At 63.9% G+C, this 21,537-nt stretch carries 17 protein-coding genes and 1 pseudogene; 4 read left to right on the forward strand and 14 right to left on the reverse strand.

The features are described 5' to 3' along the window. Positions 1–134 precede the first annotated feature (134 nt). The 4 genes and pseudogenes from SMD14_RS09110 (at position 135) to SMD14_RS09125 (ending at position 3,150) form a co-directional block, all read left to right on the forward strand. Complete coding sequence (locus SMD14_RS09110; RefSeq protein WP_321216071.1) at positions 135–1,607, forward strand: MFS transporter; 1,473 nt, start codon at positions 135–137, stop codon at positions 1,605–1,607. Positions 1,608–1,687: 80 nt separating this feature from the next. After that, positions 1,688–2,323: pseudogene (locus SMD14_RS09115) on the forward strand (MFS transporter); the annotation flags it as partial. Between the two features lie 261 nt (positions 2,324–2,584). Further along, positions 2,585–2,785, forward strand: coding sequence for a ribbon-helix-helix protein, CopG family (locus SMD14_RS09120; RefSeq protein ID WP_321216073.1), 201 nt, complete (start codon positions 2,585–2,587; stop codon positions 2,783–2,785). Continuing rightward, positions 2,782–3,150 (forward strand): Fic family protein, encoded by a 369-nt coding sequence (locus SMD14_RS09125; protein WP_321216074.1) that lies wholly within the window; start codon positions 2,782–2,784, stop codon positions 3,148–3,150. The genes SMD14_RS09120 and SMD14_RS09125 overlap by 4 nt, the downstream gene beginning before the upstream one ends. 259 nt (positions 3,151–3,409) lie before the next feature. Here SMD14_RS09125 and SMD14_RS09130 read toward each other — a convergent pair whose 3' ends face one another. The 14 genes from SMD14_RS09130 to SMD14_RS09195 all read right to left on the reverse strand — a co-directional run bounded on the left by SMD14_RS09130 (position 3,410) and on the right by SMD14_RS09195 (position 20,821). Continuing rightward, positions 3,410–4,834 (reverse strand): glycoside hydrolase family 32 protein, encoded by a 1,425-nt coding sequence (locus tag SMD14_RS09130; RefSeq protein WP_321216075.1) that lies wholly within the window; start codon positions 4,832–4,834, stop codon positions 3,410–3,412. Between the two features lie 239 nt (positions 4,835–5,073). Continuing rightward, positions 5,074–6,630 carry a glycoside hydrolase family 32 protein gene (locus SMD14_RS09135; RefSeq protein ID WP_321216076.1) on the reverse strand — a complete coding sequence of 519 codons (1,557 nt, stop codon included), beginning with the start codon at positions 6,628–6,630 and terminating at the stop codon, positions 5,074–5,076. Next, on the reverse strand, positions 6,627–7,721 hold the full coding sequence (locus SMD14_RS09140) for an ABC transporter ATP-binding protein (protein ID WP_321216077.1): 1,095 nt from the start codon (positions 7,719–7,721) through the stop codon (positions 6,627–6,629). The genes SMD14_RS09135 and SMD14_RS09140 overlap by 4 nt, the downstream gene beginning before the upstream one ends. After that, positions 7,718–8,680, reverse strand: coding sequence for an ABC transporter ATP-binding protein (locus tag SMD14_RS09145; RefSeq protein WP_321216078.1), 963 nt, complete (start codon positions 8,678–8,680; stop codon positions 7,718–7,720). The genes SMD14_RS09140 and SMD14_RS09145 overlap by 4 nt, the downstream gene beginning before the upstream one ends. Next, complete coding sequence (locus tag SMD14_RS09150; RefSeq protein WP_321216079.1) at positions 8,677–9,615, reverse strand: ABC transporter permease; 939 nt, start codon at positions 9,613–9,615, stop codon at positions 8,677–8,679. The genes SMD14_RS09145 and SMD14_RS09150 overlap by 4 nt, the downstream gene beginning before the upstream one ends. 11 nt (positions 9,616–9,626) lie before the next feature. Next, on the reverse strand, positions 9,627–10,604 hold the full coding sequence (locus SMD14_RS09155) for an ABC transporter permease (RefSeq protein WP_321216080.1): 978 nt from the start codon (positions 10,602–10,604) through the stop codon (positions 9,627–9,629). Positions 10,605–10,745: 141 nt separating this feature from the next. Continuing rightward, on the reverse strand, positions 10,746–12,422 hold the full coding sequence (locus tag SMD14_RS09160) for an ABC transporter substrate-binding protein (RefSeq protein ID WP_321216081.1): 1,677 nt from the start codon (positions 12,420–12,422) through the stop codon (positions 10,746–10,748). Positions 12,423–12,500: 78 nt separating this feature from the next. Then, the gene (locus tag SMD14_RS09165; RefSeq protein ID WP_321216082.1) at positions 12,501–13,571 is read right to left on the reverse strand and encodes a LacI family DNA-binding transcriptional regulator; all 1,071 of its coding nucleotides are present in this window, start codon (positions 13,569–13,571) and stop codon (positions 12,501–12,503) included. Between the two features lie 162 nt (positions 13,572–13,733). Beyond that, positions 13,734–14,696 carry a carbohydrate kinase gene (locus SMD14_RS09170; RefSeq protein ID WP_321216083.1) on the reverse strand — a complete coding sequence of 321 codons (963 nt, stop codon included), beginning with the start codon at positions 14,694–14,696 and terminating at the stop codon, positions 13,734–13,736. Positions 14,697–14,723: 27 nt separating this feature from the next. Next, positions 14,724–16,241, reverse strand: a complete 1,518-nt coding sequence (locus SMD14_RS09175; RefSeq protein WP_321216084.1) for a glycoside hydrolase family 32 protein — start codon at positions 16,239–16,241, stop codon at positions 14,724–14,726. Between the two features lie 23 nt (positions 16,242–16,264). Further along, a complete protein-coding gene (locus SMD14_RS09180; protein ID WP_321216085.1) occupies positions 16,265–17,176 on the reverse strand; it encodes a carbohydrate ABC transporter permease in 912 nt (303 codons plus the stop codon). 8 nt (positions 17,177–17,184) lie between these two features. Continuing rightward, a complete protein-coding gene (locus SMD14_RS09185; protein ID WP_321216086.1) occupies positions 17,185–18,114 on the reverse strand; it encodes a sugar ABC transporter permease in 930 nt (309 codons plus the stop codon). Continuing rightward, complete coding sequence (locus SMD14_RS09190; protein WP_321216087.1) at positions 18,111–19,571, reverse strand: extracellular solute-binding protein; 1,461 nt, start codon at positions 19,569–19,571, stop codon at positions 18,111–18,113. The genes SMD14_RS09185 and SMD14_RS09190 overlap by 4 nt, the downstream gene beginning before the upstream one ends. A 206-nt stretch (positions 19,572–19,777) precedes the next feature. Continuing rightward, entirely contained in the window at positions 19,778–20,821 is a 1,044-nt protein-coding gene (locus tag SMD14_RS09195; RefSeq protein ID WP_157238220.1) for a LacI family DNA-binding transcriptional regulator, read from the reverse strand. Positions 20,822–21,537: the final 716 nt, after the last annotated feature.

Consider the following 21,537-nt stretch of genomic DNA (forward strand, 5'->3'; position numbering starts at 1 on the left):
GTATTCACGATCAATCGAGAACCTGGGTAGCACTGCCCGTGCTACCCACAACACGGCGTAGCTGTTACTGCCGGCCGTCGGCAAGGTGGAGAGGAAAACCCGCTCACGCCCCCCACGGATTGGATACTCGCGCGATGACAACCAAAGACACCACGCCCCTCCCTCAATTCACCGCACCACCGGAACCACCGATCCAAGACACCCCTGTCCGGATGACGGGGCGGCAACGGCTGATCATGGTCCTGCTGCTGACCGCGAGCTTCACCCTCGCAGTGGACTTCTCTATTCTCAATGTCGCCCTGCCGCGGATCGGGGCAGACGTGGGGTTCTCCCTGGAGCACCTGCAATGGATCGCCACGTCCTTCGCGCTGTGCGCCGCAGGGTTCACCCTGTTCTTCGGTCGGGTCGCTGACCTGTTCGGCCGCAAACGGCTCTTCATCGCCGGCATGGCCCTGCTCGGCATCGGATCACTGGTCGGCGGCCTCGCCACCGACCTCGGCCTCCTGCTCGCCGCCCGCGTCGCCCAGGGCCTCGCGACCGCAGCTGTCACGCCGGCTGCACTATCGCTGCTGACCACGTCCTTCCCGGAAGGCCCGCTGCGGGACAAGGCCCTGGGCCTGAATGGGTCACTGATGGCTGCCGGGTTCACCGCCGGTGCGATCCTCGGCGGGCTCCTGACTGATCTACTGTCGTGGCGGTGGGCGTTCTTCATCAACGTCCCCATCGCCGTCTTCGTCCTAGTGCTTGCAGCCAAGCTTCTCACCGAGTCGGCCCGCGGCAACAGAACGAAGCTCGACGTCCCTGGAGCGGTCACTGTGACACTGGCGCTGCTGCTGCTCGTCTTCGGCCTGACCACTGCCGGCGAAAAGGGCTGGGCCAACAGCCTGGCCTGGGGACCCCTCGCCGGGGGCCTGTTCCTGTTCGTCGTGTTCTTCTTCATCGAGAAAAACACAGCACACGCGCTGGTGCCCGTGGCCATCCTGCGGAGGAACAACATCGCCTGGGGCAACATCGCCGGAATCCTGGCGTTCGCGACTGAAACGTCCCTGGTGTTTGTCCTGACCCTCTACCTTCAACAGGTCCTCGGCTACACACCGCTCGGCGCCGGGCTGGCGTTCGCCGTCCTCGGGGTCGGCACCGTGGTGGGTGGCGTCATCGCCCCGAAACTGATCGGCAAACTCGGCAACAAGAACACCATCATCACCGGCCTGACCATCCAGGCTGCAGCCACCGGCTCACTGCTCTTCATCAACACCGACCAGGCTTCGCTAGTGATCGTGCTGATCGCCACGTTCGTCGGCGGCGTCGCGAACCTTGCAGCGATCGTCGGGTTCATGGTCACCGCCACCACCGGGCTCCCCGACACTGAACAGGGCCTCGCCACGGGGCTGACGACCATGAGCCAGCAGATCGGCATCACGATGGGCATCCCCGTCATGAGCACCATCATCGCCGCGTCCCTGCTCCAGCACGGTACCAGCGACGCCGCCCCGGGACGGGTCCTGAGCGCCCTGCTCCCGGCGATTGGCATCAATGCCGCCCTCTGCCTGGCAGCGGCCGTGATGGTTGCCCTGTTCCTCCGGAAGCCCGCACCCGTCACGGCTTAAACCCCCATCCCGGCGTCCGGCTGGTTGAGGCTTTCGCCTGGCCGGCCGGGCACCACTACCCGGCAGAAAGAAGCGACACAATGCCCCTAGGCTTGATAGCCCTCGCAGCCGGCGGATTCGGGATCGGGCTCACCGAATTCGTCATCCTCGGGCTCCTTCCCGAAGTCGCCTCTGACTTCAATGTCAGCATCCCGGTCGCGGGCTACCTCGTGTCCGTCTACGCGCTCAGCGTCGCCTTCGGCGGAATCTTCGTCACAGCGGTCGCGGCCGGACGGAATCCGAAAAATACCCTCGCCTTGCTCATGGTCTTGTTCATCACGGGGAACCTCATCTCGGCACTCTCCCCCGACTACACCGTGATGCTCATCGGCCGGATCGTGGCCGCGCTGTGCCACGGGGCGTTCTTCGGGGTCGGGGCCGTGCTTGCAGCGAACCTCGTGGAACCGCACCGGAAGGCCGCCGCGGTCTCCATTATGTTTGCCGGGCTCACTACCGCGAACGTCCTCGGCGTCCCGTTCGGTACCTTCCTCGGGCAGAACTTCGGCTGGCGGTCCACGTTCTGGGCCATTACCGGCATCGGGATCATCGCCCTGATCGGGATGCTCGCGTTCATCAGAACCCAGCCCGCCAACCAACCGGCTAATCTCCGGCTGGAGCTCAGTGCGTTCACCAACGTCCAGGTGTGGCTGTCCATCCTTGTCACCGTTTTTGGTTTCGTCTCGGAAAACAAAAGCTATTCAACACCCTGCCTCCGCTCTAAATAGCCCAGTTGGAGTGGCGTCTGGACAGGTGTCTTGATGTCTTGGAAAGTTGTCTCGCCGTGTCTTGTCTTAAATAGATGCCCGAGAGGGTTTTCTGAGGCACGATGCCTCCAGGCGAGGTCCGATCCGTATCGGCCACTGAGGTCCAAGGTCTGTCTACCCGACATGGCGTCCAGCAGCGACGTGGGTACCGGTTTGGTACCATAGGGGATGGCTATGAATCTCCGTGTCCCTGAAGACCTCGATCGGCGGCTGGAGAAGTTGGCTGCTGAGGAACATACGTCCAAGTCCGCGCTTCTGTTGCAGGGGGCAGAGTTGGTTCTGCAGCGCCACGCGCGCCGGCGTGAAATCAGCGCAGGTCTTGATTTTGTTATGGGTCATGACGCTGATCTGCTGAAGCGCCTTGAAGACGCGTGACGGCGTACCTGGACATTGAGGATGCCCTTCAGGTAGTTGATCGGTACGGCTTCCATATCCGTGATGTCGGGTTGTTGGCCTCAGCATTGGTCAGGCCGGCTACGACTGTCCTGGGCGCGGAAGCCTATCCGGAGCTCGTGGTGAAGGCGGCAGCCTTGTTGGAGTCGGTCGCCCGGTTCCGTCCACTCGTTGACGGCAACAAACGGACGGCTTGGACGCTCATGGTGCTGCTGCTGTGGATCAACGGTCACCGGCATGACTTCACCACGGATGAAGGCTTCGACCTCGTCGTCGGAGTCGCCGCGGGCGCTATCGACCTGCCGAACGCTGCCGCCGAGATTTCCAGGCATCTGGTGCCCCGATAGGCAGATTGCTCGCCTGTTCCCCGGGTATCCCGGGGGGGGCTATGGCTATGAGCAGGCCCAATTTCCGCCGAGACGCGTTGTATGGGTGTTCCGCTTGGCCACGTGGCATTGTGACCAGCTTGGCCAGGCGCCCCGAACAGCTTTGAGGTATGTAATGGCTATCTCGAATCGAAGGTGATTGTGAGCGTGTCCTGGCAGGTCTTTCTGCGGACCATGAGCGCGGTCTACGGAAAGACCTGCCGGACAGTCAGGACCTGGACTAATGCGTTGCCTTGATTTCGTGAATGGTCAGGTCCCGGAAAGTGGCGGCTCCTTCGTGGGCGTAGAGGCGGATTGCGTTGTCGCCTTTAAGGGGGAACACCCGGTGCGAGTGCACCAGCCGTCCTTCTCCGAGGAACATCTCCACGCTTGTGCTGTCCACGAGGATGCGGATTGTGAGCCGTCCTGCCGAGGGGTCGATCGGGGTCTGGGTTTCGCCTCCTGTTGGGTTGATCGTTGGACGCCTGTTGAGGTAGGCGAAGGGGCCCCGCAGGAATGCACCGGCGGCAACGTGCCTGCCGCCGCCCTCTGCCCGGCATACTTCAAGGCCAACGTTGGCAGGTGGGGAAGCGGGGTCCCAGACGAGCTCGCAGGTGAGGTCGTAAGCGGTCGCACGGACGTCGAGGTCACGGGTGCCCTTTACAACTATGTCGCCCAGGAGGTGGGTGCGCTTCACGTGGTTTTCCAGTGCTGACGTGGGCGCGGAGACCAGGTAGTACCCACCGTCCGCCTGTTTGAGGCGGATGTCGCGCACAATCATGTCATCGCCGTTGTACGCGTCCGTCTCAAGGGTCGGTGTGTTGTGGGGGTAGTCCCAGAAGTTCGCCCACCCGATTGCCCGGCGGAGCGTCTCATCTTCCGCACCCGAGGCGTCGTGATGTGGATAGGTGACTGCCCCGTAAAAGTCGTAGCCGTGGTCGAGCCATTCGGGCTCGGGCTGATCAGGCTTGAACGATGTTCCGTCGAAGGCGCCAGTCCAGTACGCGTAGGTGGCGGGCAGGCCACGGGCTTTGCCGTTGGCACTCGTACCGAGGATCCAGCGGGAGGTGCCGTCGTCAGCGGTCATGCGGAAGATGTCAGGGCATTCCAGAAGCCCAAGATCGGTGCGTACAAACTCGCCAACGCGCCGCCAGGAGCGCAGGTCGGCGGATGTGTAGAAGCCGAGCTTCTGCCCCTCGGCGTTCGCCATGAACCAGCGTCCGCGGTCATCGTCCCAGATGACTTTGGGATCGCGGAAGTCGTGCACTCCGGGGTTGGGCAGCACCGGGGCCGGACCGGCGGCCCGGAACGAGCGCCCCCGGTCCGTCGAGTACCAGAGGTACTGGGCCTGGCGGCCTTCGGGCGCCTGCGTCACGAGGGCAATCACCGCACCCTCGCCGTATCCGGCGGTATTCCGCTCGTCCACCACCAGAGACCCTGACCAGCAGTCGCCGTTGCCATCGCTGAACTTCGGGATCGCGACGCCGTGGTCAGTGAACGCGACGTGATCCGTAGTGGTCGCGCGGCGCCACGACGTGCCTCCGCCGCCGCGCAGATAGTCGGCATTGTACAGGTAGTAGTAGTGGTATTCCCCGTCTATGTAGACGGGGCGCTGGGGGTCGTTCTTCCAGTTGTCCGGGACGCTGAAGTGAAAGGCGGGACGCATCCGGCGTGATCCTTTCGAAATTGAGCCGTTTGATGCTGGATCTTGTGTCCTGGCCGGTGCGGCTGCGGCGGGTCCGGCGAACGCCGCAGACAGTGCGAGTGATCCGCTGAGTGCAGCCGCCCCGCTTCCGGTGAGGAGTGACCGACGGGAGACCGCGGGTGAATCTTGCATGGGTTCCTTCTTCTTGCTGGGCAGCTTCGATGCTGCTGTAAAAGTTGGTGGTGGTGTATGGCCCCGGTTCAGGGAAGGAGGCTCCGAGCACCGTCAAAAATGTCGGCCATGGTCCATGCGTCGAGGGAGACTACCTGTGTCGTGCCCTCGGCGGCAAGGCTGACATGGTCCCCGCCCAGCGTGGGGTAGACGCGGGCGGTGAGCGGCATTCCGTTGGCAAAAATTTCGACGGCGGACCGGTCCAGGAGGACACGAAGGTGCACCCGTCCTTCGGGCATGGGGACGGGTCCTGACTTGTCTTCCGCATCAACGGCTGGATCAAGGCTGCTGTGGGTGCGGTCCAGGCGGAGCGTGCCATTGACGGTGTCGTCAGCCGCCCTGCGCAGCTCGATGACCGTCTCCTCGCTGGGGCCTCCGGGACTGCCAGGGACAGTGGAGCCCAGTACACCGAGCCGCACCACTGCGCCAGGTGCCAGCTGAAGGTCCAGTTCGAGGTCGAGTTGCCTGCCCGAGACACCGGTTTCCAGGGGCACCAGGTCACCGGTCAGCACCTGCCCGCGCAGACCGGCGTGGTCCCGGCGCAGCTTCTTGATTTCCGGTACGGGTGCGAAGCGGAGGGTCCCGTCCTCGGCCGCCGTGACGGTACGCGGCAGGCTCATCACCCCGGACCAGCCGGCCTCCACCATCGCGAGATCACTTCGGCCTTCCTGCAGCCAGCCGAACATGACACGCCGGCCGGACTCATCCTGGAACGACTGCGGTGCGTAGAAGAAACGGCCGCCGTAATCGAGCCGATGCAGCGCCGCGGGTTCGAAGCTGTCCCCGGCGTACCGGCCGGTCCAGTACAGCGGGTGGCGGGTGTCGCCGTCGTTCCATGCCGAGAAAACCAGCACGTCCGGCGAGCCGGCGGAGGGTGCGGACCCCAGCGAACCCTGTCCCGCCCGGAAAAGGTCCACGCATTCCCACATGGTCCCCGTCCAGTCAGCGTCCGCAGGATCGCCCTGCGAGGCGTCGCCGATGAACAGCGGCCCGATGTAGTCCCATCGCCGCAGGTCCGCTGACTCGTACAGGAACGCTGTACCGCCGCGCTGGCTGATGCCCGAACCCACCAGCTGCCGCCACTTTGTTCCTTCCCGCCAGACGCAGTGATCGCGGTACGCCGTGATGTCTACTCCAGCCGGCGGCGCTGCGATCACGGGATTTCCGGTGTCCTTGGTCCAGTTCAGGAGGTCCGGGGATCCGACGGCGACGCAGGGCAGCTCCTTGCCCTCGGACCGCCCCGAATACACCAGGGTGGGCTTGCCGCCGTCGTTCACCAGGACCCCGGACCAGCAGCCCTCGGCGTCCGGTCCTGGGGACGGTTCCAGGGCAACGGGCTGGTCCTTCCACGTGACCAGGTCCGTGCTGGTGGCGTGGCCCCACTGGATGCGGTGGTGGAACGCGCCCTCCGGGTTGTACTGGTAGAAGAGGTGGTACGTGCCGTCCCATTGGCTGACGCCGTTGGGATCGTTGAGCCAGCCGGCCGGTGAGACGAAATGGAAGCGGGGCCGGAGGGGGTCGGCTTCGGCCCGGGCCACCAGTTCATCCTGTGGAACCGTTGCGAGCGGGTGGGTCAGTTCAGTCATGCGGAAGCCCCTTCGTGAGCGTTCGACGCCGGACGGCTGGGCTGGGTTGGTTCGCCCGCCAGGGCATGGCCGGCGGCGCCGGCCCACGGCCGGTAGAGGTGGCAGCGCACCCAGTGGCGGTTTTCGGGGTCTCCAACCTGGTGGCGCACGGGTTCTTCGGCTGAACAGGCCTGGTTCGGGTCGCCGTCAAAAGCGCACGTGGTCGAAGCCATCACCGCCTGCCGTAGTTCGGCCCGGCGGACGGGATCGTAGGAGCCTGCCCGGGCCGGGTCCGGGACAGCCGAAACGAGGAGTTGGGTGTAAGGGTGTGCGGGGTTGGACAGCAGGTCCAGGGACTCGCCTTCCTCAACGAGTTCACCGGCGAACATGACGGCCGTCCGGTCCGCCAGGTATCGGGCGGATGCGAGGTCGTGGGTGATGTAGAGCATGGAGATTCCCTGCTCGTCGCGGAGCTTCCGCATCAGGTTCAGCACACCGATCCGGACGGAAACGTCAAGCATGGAGGTGGGCTCGTCGGCGAGGATGACTTTGGGTTCCACAGCGAGGGCCCGGGCAATCGCAACGCGCTGGCGCTGGCCGCCGGAGAGCTCGTGCGGGTAGGAGTTCAGCATGTCGGCCTGCAGTCCCACGGTGGTCATGAGTTCTTCGAGCCGCCGCACGGTCTCCTCCGCGGAACCGCCGCCTTTGCCGTGGATCGCCAGCGACCTCCGCAGGAAGTGCTCGATCCGGTGGGCCGGGTTCAGTGAACCGAAGGGGTCCTGGAAGACCATCTGCAGTTGGGACCGGAACGCACGCGACGCCTGGAACCGGTCGCGCTTGAGGATGTCGACGCCGTCGATCAGGATCGCGCCGCTGCTTGGCTTCTCGAGCCGGGCAACGCAGCGGGCCAGGGTGCTTTTGCCGGAACCGGACTCTCCCACAAGCGCGACGATTTCGCCGCGGTTGATTGTCAGATCCACGCCGTGCAGGGCGCGGACTGAGTCGCGGGAGAACAGCCGTCCAATGGGGAACGATTTGCCGAGGCCACGGATTTCAAGGGCGGGGGTGCGTGTGGAGGCCGCAGCCACCGGGGATGTCAGGGAGTGGCTCATCGTGCGGCTCCTGCCAGGTCTGCGGAATCAATCACTGGAGCGTCGGCACCAAGCGGAGCCACGAAATGGCCGGGTGCCGCCTCGGTGAGGTCGGGGATGTTACGGAACTTCATGCCGTCGGGCAGTCCCGTCAGCAGTACCCGCGGGCCGGTGAGCGGCGGGAATGCGCCCATCAGCGCCTGGGTGTAGGGGTGGCAGGGGTTGGTGTAGACGTCCTGCGCTTTTGCAGTCTCCACGATCCTGCCGCCGTACATCACGGCCATGCGGTGCGAGAGTTCCACCATGAGTGACATGTCGTGGGTGATAAAGAGGACAGAGAAGCCGAGCTCGCGCTGGAGGTCTTTGATCTGGGCCATGATCTCCTGCTGCACCACCACGTCCAGCGCGGTGGTGGGTTCGTCCAGGATCAGGAGGGATGGCTTGAGCGCCACGGCCATCGCTATCACTGCACGCTGACGCATGCCGCCGGAGAGCTGGTGCGGGTAGGACTTGAGGCGTGCGGGGTCTATCCTCACCAGTTCCAGCAGTTCGCCGGCCCTCCGGAGGGACTCCTTGCGGGAGTAGCCGGCGTGGGTGGTGAAGATGTCCACGATCTGTTCGCCGATGGTCAGCACGGGGTTGAGTGAGTTCATGGCTGACTGGAACACCATGGCCACGTCCTGCCAGCGGAAGCGCCGCAGCTCCTCCGGGCTCATGGCCAGGACGTCCTTGCCGCCGAAGGAAATGCTGCCGCCTGCGATCTTCGCGGGATCCTTGAGCAGCCGCATGATCGAGTTGGCAATGGTCGATTTTCCGCAGCCTGATTCCCCTGCGAGCCCGAACACCTCACCGGTGCCGATGCTGAAGGAAACGCGGTCCACGGCGGTGGTGGAGCGGGTGTCGCCGATGTACTTGACGGTGAGATCCTTGACGTCCAGGACGGGTTCGTGGGAGCCGAAGGACACTTGGGAGATGGTCATTTGGAGGCGCTCCTTTCGGTATCTTTCGGGGTTTTGATCTTCCGCAGGCGCGGGTTGGTGACCTCGTCCACGGCGTAGTTGATGAGGGCCAGGGCGAAGGCGACCAGTGCGATGCAGACGCCCGAGGGAACGAACACCCACCAGCTGCCGGTCAACAGGGCGCCTTCGTTGCCTGCCCAGAAGAGGTTGTTGCCCCACGAGACCGTGCTGGCGTCGCCCAGGCCCAGGAACTCCAGGCCTGCTTGGGCACCGATGCCGTAGATGACGCAGGCAAGCAGGGTGCCCATCACGATCGAGGCCATGTTGGGCAGGATTTCGCGGAACATGATCCGGCCGGCCCGTTCGCCGGAAACCACGGCCGCGGCCACAAAGTCCTTCGAGCGGATGGACAGGGCCTGGGAGCGCAGTACACGTGCCGACCCAGCCCAGCCCGTCACAACGAGGACCAGGATCACGGTTCCCAAACCCGGCGGCAGGAACGCGGCAAGAATGACAAGGAGCGGAAGCCCGGGCAGGAGCAGGAAGACGTTGGTCACCAGAGACAGGGCTTCGTCAATGAACTTGCCAAAGTACGCCGAGGCAAGGCCCACCAGAATGCCGATGAACGTGGATGCGAAGCCCACGGTGAGCCCCACGAAGAGGGAACTCCGGGAGCCGTGGACGGTCAGGGCGAGCACGTCCTGTCCCTTGGCTGTAGTTCCCAGCCAGTGCTCGGGAGACGGTTCCAGCGACGCCATCGCGGTGATCCGGGACGGGTCGCCGGGGAACAGCACGGGGGCCAGCAACGCAAGCACGATGAACACGACCATCACGGCCATGCCTGCCAGGGCCTTCTTGTTGGTGAGGATGCCGTGGACGAAGCTGCGGTTGGGCTTGCGGGCCGCCGGGGTTTTGGCGGCCGTTGTGCCGGGTTGCTTCAGGATTGCGGTTGTCATGATCGCTCCCTCTAGTTGCTGCGCACGCGCGGGTCGAGGCGGACGTAGAGGATGTCCACCAGGAAGTTGGCCAGCAGCACGGCGGCGGTGATGGTCAGGAACAGGCCTTGCATGAGCGGGTAGTCGAGGCCCTGGACGGCGTTGAGGAGCTGGTATCCGACGCCGGGGTAGGCGAAGACCACTTCGGTGAGCAACGCACCGCCCACCACGAACCCCAGTCCCATGCCGAAGCTTGTGACCGACGGGAGCATGGCGTTGCGGGCTGCGTAGCGGAGCATGATGCGGCTTGGGCGGAGCCCCTTGGCTTCGGCCATGGTGATGTAGTCCTCGGAGTTGGTGGCGATCATGGTGTTCCGCATGCCCAGCATCCAGCCGCCGATGGAGACCAGCACGATGGTGAGTGCCGGAAGCACCAGGTGGGCGCCCACGTCGCCGATGAACTCCCACGTGAACCCGGGCTCCAGGCCGGCGGTGAAGGCGTGGCGGATGGGGAACCAGTTCAGTACTACGCCGAAAAGGTACAGGGCGCCCATTGCGAGCCAGAAGTACGGGAACGAGCCGATGAATACGAGCAGAGGTGGAAGCGCGGAGTCGATCGCGCCGCCGCGCCGCCAGGCGGCGAGGACGCCCAGCAGGTTACCCACGACGGCGGCAATCACCAGTGCGGTTCCGCCGAGCAGGAGGGTCCAGCCGATCTGGGACGAGATGACCTCGGTGACCGGGGTGGGGAACCGGGAGATGGAGACGCCCATCTGCCCGGTGAAGATGTTGGTCATGTAGCCGATGTACTGCTCCCAGAGGGGCCGGTCGTCAACACCCAGCAGCTTGCGCAGGGCCTCAATCTGTTCGGGCTGCATTCTGTCCTGGGAGCGGGCGAACATGCGGGAGACGGGGTCCCCGGGCATGAATCGGGGGAGCAGGAAATTCAGGGTGATGGATGCCCAGAAGGCGATCAGGTAGAAACCCAGGCGGCGCAGGATGAAGCGCACGGTTTCCCTCCATTCGGGAATTACGGAAAAGTTTGGGGGCTGGCCGCCGGATGATCCGGCGGCCAGCAGTGGTGCGTGATGGGCCCACGCCGCCCGGGTTCCCTGGCCGAAGCGGAGCGAGGCTAGGGAGGCGGTGGGGAGTTACCTGCGCGGTTCCAGCGTGGTCAGCACAAGCACCGTAGAAGGTGAGCGGACCGAAAGGGTTGCGTAAGGGTTGTCCTCGGTGGGCCAGCCGGTGAAGCGGGTGTCATTGAAGGCGCCCCACTCCGGACCGGAGAACAGCGGCACCAGCGGTGCGGCGTCGTCGTATTCTTCCTGCAGCTTGTTGGCGATGTCCTTCTGCTTGGACTCGTCGGACTCTGCAGCGAACTCTGCCAGCAGGGCGTCAGCCTCGGCGTCGCCGAAGCGGTGGTAGTTGTCGAACGTCTTGGTGCCCACAGGCTTGACGGTCGACGTGCCCATTGCGGCGTTGAAATACTTGTACGGGCTGGGGTCGTTGGCGCTCCAGACGATGCCGGAGTCAAAATCGCCCGTCTCGTAGCCGGCAACCACGGCAGCCCAGTCCGGGGACTCCACCTTTGCCGTGACGCCGACTTCTGCCAGGTTCTGTGCGATCACGTTGGCCACGGACAGCCAGTCGGAAGAGGATGCGCCCACGGAGATCTTGAACTCGAACGGCTTGCCGTCCTTGAGCGTGCGCTTGCCGTCGGCACCCTTCGGGTAGCCCGCCTTGTCCAGCAGCTCATTGGCCTTCTGGACGTCCAGCTTGGTCCAGGTGCAATTCTCCTTGACCTCGTTGTTCTTCCAGGTCTCGTAGTTGCCGGAAAGCCCGGTGCAGTCCGCAGGCTCGGCGTAGCCGCTCATGCCGATCGTGGTGACCTGCTCCCGGTCAACGGCCATGCTCAGGGCCTTGCGGACGTCGACATCGTTGAAGGGTGCCTTGGTGGTGTTGAGCTGCCAGTTGATCATGGCGCCGGTGGCCGGGAACCAGTAGTGGCGGTGTTCCTTGTCCTTGGAAACGAACGTCTTTTCGATGTTCGGAATGTATTGCGGGGCCCAGTCCACATCGCCGTTCGCGGCGGCGAGGTTGGCGCCGTCGTTTCCCGCAAAAGCGAGCATCTTGATACCGGCGATCTTCTGCTTGTCCGGCTGCCAGTAGTTGGGGTTCTTTTTCAGCACGAACGACTGGGCCTGGAAACTGTCAACCTCGGTGTAGGGGCCTGTGCCGACGGGTTTGGCGTTGGCGTCCTTCTCCGGATCGGCGAGGGCGGACCAGATGTGCTTGGGCAGGATGGTGAGGTGCCCGACGTCGTACAGGGCCGGCGACCACGGCTTGTTGAAGGTGAAGGTCACCTTGTTGGTGCCTTCGGCGCTCACGGAGTCCAGGTACTCGAAGCCACCCTTGATCTTCTTCTGGAGCTCGAAGGTGTAGGCGACGTCCTCGGCCACGAAGGGCTGGCCGTCGGACCACTTAACGCCGTCGCGCAGGGTGAAGGTGATGGACTTGCCGTCGTCGGCGGCCTTCCATTCAGTGGCCAGCCACGGCACGGTGTCACCCTTGGCCGGGTTGAAGATCAGCAGCGACTCGTAGATGGACTGCTGGACCATCGGGTTGACGGTGGGGGCGAACGGGTTGAAGTTCTGCACGAACGTGCCCATGTCTTCACGCGGAATGGTGAGGAAGGCGCTGGCGTTTGCTGCGGCGTCGGTGCCGGCGGCCTTGTTGCCGTTGGCCGCACAGCCGGTCAGCAGCAGTGCGCCCACCGCCAGCCCGGCCGCCGTGGTGCGGGCAGCCCTCAGGAATCGGGGTTGTGTCATGATGGTTATCTCTTTCCTATCTTCATCAGCAAGGTGAAGGGGTGGGGGAGGGGTTGCTCTTCGAAAGTGATTTCGCGGTCAGACCGAAGAGCGTTCTAGCAGCGGACAGCCGACCAATTGCTGGTCGGCAATAATCGGCTGTCCTGCTGTCAGAGCTGCGAGCGTCTGGACTCCCAGGGCGCCCATTTTTTCAAACGGCAACGCAACCGTGGTCAGCTTGGGCCTGAGGTAGGCCGCAATCAGTTCCTGGTTGTCGAAGCCGATCACGGCGATGTCTCCGGGGATGGTCAGGCCCCGTTCCTTGATGGCGTCGTAAGCGCCCATCGCCATGCGGTCGTTGAGGCAGAACAGCGCGGTTGGCCTGTCCTCCTGCGGGTAGCGGTCCAGGATGCAGCACGCGGCCTCATACCCGCCGTCGGCCGTTGCATATCCGGGCACCACGAGCTCGGGGTCCAGCTCGAGTCCGGCATCGGCGAGTGCTTCGCGTGCACCCTCCAAACGCCCGATTGCTGCGGGAATGGCCGGGTCCAGGTTGATGACTCCGATCCGGCGGTGGCCGGCCCGGAGCAAGCGTTCGACGGCGGTGCGGCCGCCGGCGCGTTCGTCCGGGACGATCGAGGGCAGCTTCCCGTCGGCGTCGAAGCAGTTGATCAGTACGGTGGGTACTTCCTTGGCGGTTTCGGGCACGTGCACGCCACGGTGGAATGTGGCTGCGTACAGAAGTCCTTCCACGCGCTGCTCCAGCAGCTTTTCGGTTGCTGCGTCCTCCAGGCCCTGGTTGGGTCCTACGGCATCGGCCTGGTCGGAGGGCGCGATGAGCAGGAACTTGCGGTCGAGCCAGGCTTGGTCTTGTGCACCTTTGATGATGTCGACGGCGAACGGTGCCGTGACGATCTCGGTGACAATCCCGTACCAGTCACTGCGCTGGGATGCCAGTGCACGTGCTCCGGCGTTCGGGCGGTAGCCCAAGGCCTGGACAGCTTCGTTGATCCGGGTGCGGGTCTCTTCGGAGATGCTGGCATTTTCGCGGTTGCTCAGCACGAACGAAACCGCAGTCCGGGAAACCCCCGCGTGCTTGGCAACATCATTCATGGTGACACCCCGCTGCCGCGCGGCCCCGGCATGGTTCGAGGTGGTGGTTTTCGCCATTGAATGCTCCGGTGATAATCGGTGGTGCTGCCAGGTGGGTAACGCGCGTTACTTGCGCATAGATAGAGGTTACGCGCGTTACTAGATCTGTGTCAAGGGTTACATTTTCGCGTGCGAGGTGACCGCTGCCGACGCTCAGAGCAGCCGCACCGAGGGCTCGTGCTAGGCGTGCGAATGCAGCTGGGACTGATGCTGATGCTGGAGCTGTGTGCGGAGTTCGTCTTCGGTGGGGGGCCGGGCGCCGGCCCGGGATACGGTGATCGCGGCCGCGGCGGCCGCCGTGCATCCCAGCTGGTCGAGGACGGAAGGGGCCAGGCCGCCGGTTCCGCGGGTGAGGAGTCCCAGGATCAGGGCCGACATATAGGAGTCGCCGGCGCCGATGGTGTCGACCACGGGGGTCTTCACTGCAGGAATGCTGAGGGCGGTGGTGGATGTGGCAAGCAACGAGCCTGATGAGCCCCGGGTGATGACAGCCAGCTCTGCTCCGAGACCCAGGAGGTGTGTGGCGGTTTCCTCCAGGGCCTTCCTCGGGTAAAGCCATGCGGCGTCCTCGTCGCTTAGTTTGACGACGCTGGTGAGCTGCACCAGTTCCTCGAAAGTGTGCCGTGCTTCGGCTTGGGTTCCGAGCAGGGCCGGCCTGATGTTGGGATCGTAGGTGATGATGCACTCGCCGCGGAGTTCCTGGAGGATGGCTTTGACGCAGTTGGCGCCCGGTGGCAGGAAGCTTGCGATCGAACCGGTGTGGACGATTCTGGGCGGAGTAAGGGCAGGATCCAGCGGCGCCACATCCCAGTCGATGTCGAAGGCGTAGCTCGCCGAGCCGTCGCGGGCAAGTGTGGCGGTCGCCGTCGACGTTCTCTCCAGTGACCGGGAGCCTGGCAAGAGCGTCACCCCGGCGCCCGTGAGGCGCTCCTCAAGTGCGTCACCGCGGCGGTCCGCGCCGATTGAGGTGAGCAGTCCGGTGCTCACCCCCAGGCGGGCCAGGCCGTAGGCGACATTGGCCGGTGATCCGCCGGGGTGTTCTGTGGTGCCGTCGGGGGTGGTGACGACGTCGATCAGGGCTTCGCCGATGACGACGACGTCCGGCACCTGCCCGGGAGGGTGGGGCTTGCCGTTGTTGTGCATGTCTTGTTCCTTGAATTGGGTGCTGCCTTACGCGAGCTGCGTGACCTGAAGGCTGTTGATGGTTGCCGCGCCGCCGACGGCGTAGATTGCGAGGTCGGTGCTGGTCTCGGCCGGGAAGATCAGTTCGGTCATGGTGACCTGGCCGTCCTGGGCGAAGACTTCAACGGAGCAGCGGTCCACGTAGATGGTGAGGGTGTAGGACCCGTGCGTTTCCTGGATGGGGGCGGTGTCGATGGAGGGGAAGGATTCGTGGAATCCTGTCTGTCCTGATTCGCGCCGGTCCACGAGGAGTGTGGCTTGCTCTGGCCGGATGCCCACACGGGTTCCCTTCGTGCCGTCCCCACGCAGGATGAGGCCGAATTCCTCTGCGCCTCCGGGCGTGAAGCTGACGTCAATCCGCTGGACGGTGCCGGCCGCGTCCGCCAGGACCTGGGCGCCGTCGTGGATGGTGGTTCCGGAAAGGTGGAACGACTCCGTGCCGGCCAGGGCAGTCCAGTCGCCCGCGGGCTGCTGGGCCAGGCACAGTTCTCCGTCGCGGGCCTGGAGTGAAATTTCCCGGGCGAGGCTCATGGGGCTGCGCCAGGGCGTGGTGGGGATGTGGTTGGCGTATTCCCAGTTGTTCATCCAGGCGATCATCAGGCGGCGGTTGTCCGGGACGTCGCTGAAGGAAACGGCGGCGTAGTAGTCCCGGCCCCAGTCCAGCCAACGGTAATCGCCCAGTCGGGCCGGGTCCTGCGGGCCTTCGGTCACGGTGCTGGCGGAGGTGAAGGTGGTTCCGTCGAAGTCACCGATGAAGTACTGGCCGGCTGAGCCGTTGTTGGGCCCGCCGGGATTGAGGTTGACGGTGAGGACCCATTTGAGGTTGTCCGGGTCGCCGTCCACGGGCAGGGGAAACAGGTCCGGGCATTCCCAGACCCCGCCGGTGGCATTAGCCGGCCCGAAGGTGCTCAGCAGTTCCCAGTTCTTCAGGTCTCGGGACTTGTAGAGGACCACCTGGAAGTCTGTGGCTTCGACGGCGACCATCACCCAGTAACTGTCCGCGCCGCCGTCGTACCAGATGACCTTGGGGTCACGGAACTCGGCGGAGCCGCGGTTAAGAACAGGGTTGCCTCCGTGTTTTGTCCAGCTGTAGCCCCCGTCCAGGCTGTAGGCCAGGGACTGGGCCTGGACGCCCTCGTGCAAGGAGCCCGGTTTGAAGGCGCTGGTATAGATCGCCACCAGGGGCGCAGGGGATCCGTTGCCGAATCCGCTGGTGTTGTGACGGTCATGGACGATGCTTCCGGAAAAGATGTCTTCGTATTCGTCGCAGGCGATGGCGACGGGGTGCTCGGTCCAGGTCAGCAGGTCGGTAGAGGTTGCGTGTCCCCAGGACATGTTGCCCCAGACGTTTCCCAGCGGGTTGTTCTGGTAGTAGAGGTGGTAAACGCCGTTGTGAAAGATCAGGCCGTTGGGGTCATTGAGCCAGGTGTCCTTCGCCGTGTAGTGCAGGGCCGGGCGGTAGCTGTCTGTTGTGGCTGCCGTACTGGCCGAGGTGAGTGTATCCATGAGGTTCCTTTTGGAAGTGCGTGCTATTTGCTCGCGCCGGCTGTGAGGCCTTCGCGCAGGGTGCGTTGGCCGAAGATAAAGACGACCAGTGCGGGCAGCATGGACAGGATCACTCCAGCGAGGACCACCGATATGCTCCCGGTGCCGAGGTTGCCTTGGAGTGTGACCAGGCCGAGGGGGAGGGTGAAATTCTGTTCGCTGATAGTGAGGATCAGTGGCCGGAAGAACTCGTTCCAGTGGAAGTTGAAGGCAAGGATCCCGACGATGGCCATGCCCGGAACGGCCAGCGGCACGTAGACGGAACGGAAGATCCGCCACGGTCCGGCACCATCCAGGGCGGCCGCTTCCGCAAAATCATTTGGCAGGCCAAGGAAATACTGACGCATCAGGAACGTGCCGAAGGCGGTGGGAATGGCCGGCAGGATCAGTGCCAGCAAGGTATCGGACAGACCCATCCCACGGATGAGCATAAAGACGGGGACGATGGTGACCTGCACTGGAACCATCATCGTGGCCAGCACCAGCGAGAAGATGGCGTTCTTGCCCCGGAAGTCCAGGCGGGCGAAGGCGTAGCCGGCCAGAGTGGCGGAGGCCATCTGGCCAAGCGCGATCAGCCCGGTCACCAGGGCGCTGTTCAGGACCAGGAGGCCGACATTGATCTGCTTGAACACCTCCCGGTAGGCGGTGAAGTCAGGGTTGATGGGCAGGAAGGACGGGGGCAAATTGAAGGATTCCGAGGGTGTTCGCAACGAGGTGGACAGGGTCCACAGGACAGGGCCGAGGGTCAGCGCCGCAGCCACCGCCAGCGCGGCGTATCTGCCGACGGTTCCTGGAGCCGGCAGGCGGCGGTTGCGGTAGGGCTGTGGGGTGGCCGGTGTGCCGGCGGTGGAACCCGGATGCTCGTTGGTCCCGGTGTTCAGGGTCTGGCTGGACATAAGGGACCTCACTGGTAGAAGACGAAGCGGCGGCTGAGGCGGAATTGCAGGGCGGTGACGGCAAGGATCAGCACGGTCAGTACGAGGCCGATGGCCGAGGCTTCGCCGAATTCCAGTTGCTGGAAGGCGGATTCAAAGATCACCATGACTGCGGTGCGGGTGGAATCCCCTGGACCGCCGTTGGTCAGTACGTAGGGCTGGTCGAAGACCTGCAGTGCGCTGATGATCGCCATGACGGAGGCGACGAGCACGGTGGGGCTGATCAGCGGAAGGGTGACGTTGCTGAACTGTTTCCAGCCCGTGGCGCCGTCCAGGTTTGCTGCTTCGTGCAGTTCTTTCGGGATGTTGCTCAGGGCGCCGAGGAAGAGGAGGAAGGAGAACCCGAAGTTCTGCCAGACGTACACCAGGACGACGACGGCGGCGGAGGCCACGGGACTGGTCAGCCAGGGTACTGCGGGAATGCCGATGAGTGACAGGAGCCAGTTCACCACGCCAAACTGTTCGTTGAACATATACCGCATGAAGATGGACACCGACGCGGCAGACAGCACCAGGGGAAAGAAGAAGGTGGAACGGAGGAATACCCTGAGCCAGGACGGCATCCTGCCCTGGAGCATGGAAGCCAGGCTGAGTGCAATGCCGAGTTGAAGGATTACTGCGACGACCACGAACACGATGGTGTTAAGGAAGGACACGCGGACGGTGGGGTCCTGTGCCAGGGAAGCGAAGTTGGCGAAACCGACGAATTGGGGTGCCGAAATGATGTCCCAGCGGAAGAAGGCCAGGACCAGCGAGCCGATGATCGGCAGGAAGGTGAACAGGGCCATCCCCAGCAGCGTCGGGGCAAGGAAAATCATCGCCAACCGTCGCTCGACGAACGAGCGGCGCGTGGCCGGTGGTTTTACGGTGTGGCGTGGGGTAGTAGAAGTGGTGGTCATGCGTTCCTCCTGAGGGCCAGTTCGAGATCGCGCTGCAGGGTGCCCATCGCTGTCCGTACGCCGGCGGAGCTGCCGCTGACAGCGGTGGAAACGTTTTTCATCAGGGCAGTTTCGACGGCGGCCTGCTGCGGCGGCGCGGGTATCGGGCCGGACGTGGGGAACCTGTCGAGGGTGTCGTAAAAGACCTTCCAATGCCGGGGCCCGGTGGCGGCGTAAAAGGACTCATTTACCATCGAACGGCGGGTTGGAGTGGTGTTCGGCTTGGGAATGGCCAGCTGCATCGCTTCGCGGCTGGAGCAGAACTTCACCCATTCCCAGGCTGCGTCCTTATCCTTCGCCGTACGCATGATCGCATAGCCGGCAGCGCCGAACTGGTGCCGCTGCGTCCGCCAGCGGGGGAAGAACTGCACATCGAACTGATCGGCCGTCATGCCTGCATCGTGCAGACCTTGCGCCCAGTAGCCACCCGCTGGCGTGGTGCCGATGCGGTTGTTCCCGAACAAGCCAACGAGGGCGTTGCCGCCCCCCGATTCAGGCCGCACGCCCAGTCCTTCGGACACGAGTTCGCGCAGGTAGTCGAAGGTCTCGATAACCCGGCCGTCCTCGGCGTTGGGAGCCAGCCATTGATACCCGCCGCCGCGGGTCGCCCGGGCAGGGTCCTTGGGATAAAAGCGGTCCCAGAGCCACTCCCCGCCGGGGGCCTTGCTCTCGGTTAGGAAGCTGGTGTCGTTGGCGTACAGCCATGGCACGACTCCGCCAAAAAGCCGGTTGGTCCAGTAGTACGGGGTGAAGTCGGCCGGGCGCGCTTTCCGCAGGGCGCGGAGCGTGGCGCTGAAGTCATCCTGTGTCCAGTCGTCCTTTGGCCGGTCAAGGCCGGCCTGGGCGAAGGTGGTGGTATTCAAATACATGTTCGCCGCGTTCCAGTCCAGCGGAAGCTGGTACAGGCTTCCCTGGTACATGAAGGCTTCCAGCAGGCTCGGATGAACATCATCGAAGTAGTCGCTCATGTCCCCAGCGTCCCGGCGGACATAATCATCCAGCGGCTCGGCGAGCTTGTCGGCGAACAGCTGGGCGCCCTCGGTGGCTACGTAGACGACGTCCGGCGGTGTTCCGGCGGCTGCCATGGTGAGGATCTTGGAAAAGAAATCCTTCCAGTCCGCGCCTTGGATCGCCTGCAAGCGGACCGGAATATCTGGGTGGGCGGCGGTAAAGGCGTTAACCAGGCCCTGCCGGGCCGCGGCATCTGCTGCCGTTCCAAGGATGGCGATGTTCAGTGCCTTGCTCCCGCGGCCCGGAATGTCACTCCCGGTCAGTCGGGGCCAGGCGCCCACCGTGGCTCCCGCAACAGCGAGGCCAGTAAGGCCCAGCACGGAACGACGCGTGAGCTGCGAAAGTCCGCTGCCGGACCGCGGCGCATACGAGGGGGGTGTGTTCCCCGGTGTCTTTTCAGACGTCATTGTCGGCTCCTCCTAACACGTGTTAAGTAGGGTAAATAGAGCACCTAACACGTGTCAAGTGAGACTTTTGCTGGAGCTTAGATGAACTTGAATTACGAGCGTGAGCTGCTTGACGAAGCGCGGACAGTGGGCTCCCGCGGAGGCTGGGCGAGTCATCCCTGGCATAACTTTTCCGCAGCCAGGCGCTGCGGAAACGGTCCGCCAGGTTAGCCGGCCGGGACCGCTGCAGTGGACGCCCGCGGTATGATCCGGCAGGGCATGTAAAGAGTGCCTGCTTCAACTTGCTCAGCTGCCGGGGCTTTTCCTTCGACCGCATCCAACAGCAGGGACATGGCCGCTGCTCCGATTTCGGCGTGCGGAAGTGCCACCGTGGTAAGGGCGGGAACAAGGTTGGCAGCGAGGTTCTGCTGGTCGTCGTAGCCCACTACGGACAGATCCTGCGGTACGCGCAGTCCTGCGGTCGCCGCGTAGAGCAAAACGCCGGTGGCAACCCGGTCGTTGGAGCAAATGATCGCCGTCGGCCGGTCTCTGCCGCCCAGGACGGAGGAAGCGGCCCGGTAGCCCTCGTCGATGTCCCATCCGGTCGCGTGGACATGCTGTTGTTCGAGGCCCAGCCCCGCTTCGGCCATAGCCTCACGGTAACCCTGTTCACGCTGCGGGGCGGCGGGGGAGCTGAGAGTTCCGGTCAACAAGGTGATGCGGCGGTGGCCCAGGTCAAGCAGCAACTGCGCCGCCGCGCGTCCGCCGTCGATCTCTGCCGGTATCACCGAATGGAGCTGCGAGCCGGTATCAGTGCAATTGGCCAGAACGGCGGGCACGGTGAGCATCGCCGGCGGGGCCGTAATTTCGCGCAGGCTGCCGGTGGCGTACATGATCCCGTCGACCTGTCGGTGCACGAGTTGCTGCGCCGCAGCGCCATCACGGGCCGTGTCATGTTCTGTGTCGACCACCAGGACCATGTATCCGCGGGCCAAGGCCGTGCGTGAGGCGCCGCTGATCAAACGACCGGCGAAAGGGCTGGTAACGATGTCATCCGTGATGATGCCGATCGTCGATGTCTGCTGGTTACGCAGGCTGACGGCAACGGAGTTGGGCGTGTAATTTAGCTCCGCCGCAGCGCGGAGCACCCTCTCCTGGCGTTCGGCGGTGACGTTGCCGTCTGCCCTGCCGTTTAGTACCAGTGACACTGCACTGCGGGACACCCCCGCCCGTCGTGCCACATCCAGTGCTGTTGCTTTACGTTTGGCCATGCCGATCCATCCCCTGCCTTTCGGCCCAGCATACCTAACTCGTGTGAGGTTGAGAGATGCCGTGTTTGGGTCTGCTTTCTGGCGAAGACGAAACGGATGAACGTCTTGTTCGGAGGAGCCGCCGGTAATGGAATTCGATGCGCACTGGAGGAGTAGGTGCTGCGGAACTTAGAAGTACTGCTCCGCTCGTGCCCCAGAGTCGCATCCCTGACCAGGTCACTGTCGTCTTAGCGGCCATGATCTCCTTTAGGTGCCTTCGTCGTAGACGTATGGCAGGGGGCCGAAATTGGGTGTGGACATTGTCCACAGTCTTCGTCTCGGATCGGGTTGTACACTGGTCCGGGGTAACGTGGGAACGCCGCGGCAAGTTTTCGAAGTTCCGACCGAGCGTACGATTTGGTTGCGCAGGGGAGCGACGCCAGGACCGAGAAGTACTGACGAGCGACCGGGTCGATGAACGTTGAAGTGGCGCTGAGTTTGAGCAAATCATGAGTCGCATTTCCGAACTTAAAGCTGCTCCGACTTCTCAGTAGTGGAGGATAAGCGAACCTCAGTCTGACTATCCCCGGCGGTTTCGTGACGTCAGGTTTGGGTGTTTCAGCCTCATACCAGCCATTCGGGTTCCGGTTGCTCGGATCACGTCTTCGCGGATTCCCAGTGTTTGGTAGGACTCGAGTGCAGTTCCATGCTTCCGCTGCGTTTATGGAGAAGTGTCC

Source organism: Pseudarthrobacter oxydans, from assembly GCF_034258515.1.
In the GTDB taxonomy this organism is placed as follows: Bacteria; Actinomycetota; Actinomycetes; order Actinomycetales; family Micrococcaceae; genus Arthrobacter.